This is a genomic window from uncultured Polaribacter sp. (assembly GCF_947495205.1).
Classification (GTDB): domain Bacteria; phylum Bacteroidota; class Bacteroidia; order Flavobacteriales; family Flavobacteriaceae; genus Polaribacter.
Map to the genome: position 1 here is coordinate 1 of NZ_CANLXV010000025.1, position 3,318 is coordinate 3,318.

Annotated in this window: 3 protein-coding genes; 2 read left to right on the top strand and 1 reads right to left on the bottom strand. The window is 35.0% G+C overall.

Annotated features, from left to right (window positions below; genetic code table 11):
* Both Q0762_RS13810 and Q0762_RS13815 read left to right on the top strand, forming a co-directional pair.
* On the top strand, positions 1–343 hold a 343-nt coding region (locus tag Q0762_RS13810; RefSeq protein ID WP_298767710.1), incomplete at its 5' end, for an integrase core domain-containing protein.
* A gap of 122 nt (positions 344–465) precedes the next feature.
* Positions 466–975, top strand: coding sequence for a hypothetical protein (locus Q0762_RS13815; RefSeq protein WP_298767712.1), 510 nt, complete (start codon positions 466–468; stop codon positions 973–975).
* A gap of 102 nt (positions 976–1,077) precedes the next feature.
* On the opposite strand, the gene ltrA is transcribed toward Q0762_RS13815, so the two are convergent.
* Positions 1,078–2,337 (bottom strand): group II intron reverse transcriptase/maturase, encoded by a 1,260-nt coding sequence (gene ltrA / locus Q0762_RS13820; RefSeq protein ID WP_298767714.1) that lies wholly within the window; start codon positions 2,335–2,337, stop codon positions 1,078–1,080.
* Between the last annotated feature and the right edge of the window lie 981 nt (positions 2,338–3,318).

Sequence of the window (3,318 nt, forward strand, 5' to 3'; positions counted from 1 at the left end):
ACATCATTCTGATAGAGGTTTTCAATATTGTAACCCTAAATACACCCAGTTTGCTAAGAAAAATGGAATTAAAATCAGTATGACTGAACAGTATGACCCATATGAAAATGCAATTGCAGAACGGATCAATAGAACTTTAAAATATGAATACGGTTTAAGGAAAACGTTAAAAAATACCGATATAGCTCAAAAAACAGCAATACAAGCTGTATATATTTACAATCATTTAAGAGCACATTGTAGTCTAGATTTAAGAAAACCAAGCGAAGTTCATCAAAATCCAAATATCAAATACAAGTCATATCGAAAAAATAAACTAAATTTGACTGAACTTGAAATTTAAACAATAAATTAGTTCAAAGTATTTTTTGCCTTCTAAACGGCTAAAAAAATAATTTGAACGGTATAAAAAAACAAAAAAAAAGGTCAACCTATATCAGTATAATACAATCACACTCAAAATAAATGACTGAATTAAAATATTTTTTACTTAAAACAAAGTTTGAAAACCAAGGCGATAAAAAAGATGATACTGATTTTTTTGAATTAGTAAAAAACAAACTAAATTGGAAAGAATACTTAAGCATATTATCGGAATTAGAAAACAAAGATTTTTTTAAATATAATGAAAAACATCATTTAAGTGAATACGGATTGAGTATTCTACAAGAATGGGAGAGTTTTTTCACACAAAAAGAAAAAGACGAAAAAGCTGAAAGATTTAAACTACATAATGAGTCAATTCTTTCAGGTTGGAAAAGAAAAACATTCTGGTACATATTTGCTTTTGGTTTATTTGGTGGAATTTATAGTGGAATAGATTTATTTAAAAAAATAACAAGTAATAAAGAAGTTCCAAAAAAACAAGTGACCAAACAAGAAATGGAAGAGGAATTATCCAAATTGCGTACTTTAGTTTTAACCCAAAAAAAGATAGATTCTTTAAATCATTCCAATTCTGAATTAAATAAATAAAGTCGGATTGAAAAAGTCGAGTAGGTAAAGGGGAATCTCACCCCTAAACCTCTCACAGAACCGTACGTGATAGTCTCCCATCATACGGCTCTTCTTAACAAGTCATGGCATAAATCCATATTGCCAGTGTACAAACATTGTAGGATACTGCTTCGCAGTTTCCTGTAACCATTTGTATGCAGCAAACCAGTGTTTACGCCTAAATCGCCGATATTTGTTACGTACCCATTTTGCCAGTCGTTTGTTCAAAAAACGAAACACATAGTGTAATTCACTCATTCGAACCTTGCCGTAGTAATGAATCCACCCTCGTACTTTGTCAGCTATGATGCCTGCCAAATCAGGCAGGCGCAAGTGAACCATACGATGCAGTTTTAACTTAAACAGGGTTTGATTGATGCGTTTTTGACTTGTTCGACTTATTGATGGGGTAAATCCCAAATGAAAGTTCCCAAAGTAGCCCTTGACCATTCGGGGCTTAAATGTAAAGCCTAGAAAATCAAATGTTACATAGTGCACCTTAAACGGTGGATGCTTCTTTTGGTTGCGTTTGCAATATACGATATTGCTCTTGCCGTCTTTTATCTTCAATTTACATTGCTTAAATCGGGCTTTTACTGCTTCCAATGTACGCAAGGCTTGTTTAAAGTTATTGCAATGGATGATAATATCATCGGCATAGCGTTCAAACTTTACCTCGGGGTGGTGCTTCTCTAGCCACTTATCAAAAACCACGTGCAAAAAGATGTTTGCCAATAATGGGCTTATTACACCTCCTTGCGGTGTGCCTTTAACTCGTGGGTGAATACTGCCATCTTTCCTTTGGACCCAGGCTTTTAACCAACGTTTTACATACAAGTGAATGTGCCCTGCTTTAGTAAAATGACTTAACGCTTTAAGCATTAAATCGTGGTCTATCTCATCAAAGAAACTCTTGATGTCCAAATCGATTGCCCAATCCATCTCCATACAGTTTTTCCTGCATTGCTTGATGGCGTGATGCGCTGATTTGTTTGGACGATAGCCAAAGGAATTAGTGCTAAATTGTTTATCTACAATTTGCTCTAATTCTTCTCTTATTACCATTTGAGCCGTTCGGTCTTGTACGGTTGGTATGCCTAGCTTTCTGATGCGCCCATCTGGCTTGGGTATTGCTACCTCGCGTACAGGCTTTGGAAAATAACTGCCACTTGCCAATCTGTTCCATACGGGATATAGGTACTTCATAGGACGTGATTGCACTTCTTGTATTGATAAATTATCAACACCTGAAGCACCTTTGTTACTTTTTACCTTGTTAAAGGCTTCCATGACCTGTCGCTTTAATATCGGTTGCGACTTTTGTTTCTCTTTGAAAATCATCCTAAAAAAATCTTTTAGTTGTAATACAAGTTAAAACCGTTAAGTCAGTCCCTTCGCTCCTTTTCCATTACAGAAAACTCTGCGCTACTACGGACTAATCCGCCACTAAATAATAGTATGGCTACTTTCTACCTTGCCCTTCGGGGTTGTGGTATTTTTGCACTACTATTTAGCTTCTCCTGTTCCGTAATTGAGCTGTAAGTAAAGCTCCTGCCCTCTTTATGCCGATTGCCACTTAACCAGTAAATAGGTTTCTCCCGTTAAGTTCTGTCTCGCAAGACCGCCCATCCCTCGATTTTGACAATATTAAAGTTGTTTACGACACTTCTACAAGGGTTCAATCTCATCTCTTTCAGCTTCTTTACTCCTACCATAGCTTAACTAAAATACTCACAATACAAATGTGGTAGCGCCTTTGACCTTATCGCTCAAGACCAACTCGTGAAAAGTAAGCCCCATAAGGCGGTTTGACTGATATGCCTAACATCCCAGCCGAGAGAACAATTCTCACTTTTTTTTTTCTGTAATTCAACTTGAAACTAATGCCAAGGTTGTTTCTAAAAAAAAATGAGCCTCTCATCTCAATTACAGTTTTGTTGCTCCTTATTTATTTTACTAAATTGTATCCCGAAGCAACGCAGGACACACAACTGTTTGTAACACCGTATAAATTTTATTGCTTTTTATTTGCTTATTTTGGAAAATCCTCGCACACTTTTAATTTAGTAAATATTTATTAAATTTACGCTAAATCAACGCAACAAACTTTATACAACAACGTTGTAAAACATACAAAAAAAAATGTACTTTCCTGAAATAGGTTGACTAAAAAATTAAACACTTAATTATAGTCACTTATGAAAACACAAAAAGAACCCTGGCGAAAAAAAAGCTACCAAAAAGTAACTTTAGATTTAAAATTATTCGTCGTTGACCAAATTCAAAATGGTCAGATTTCTGTAAACTTCGCATCCAAAAAAT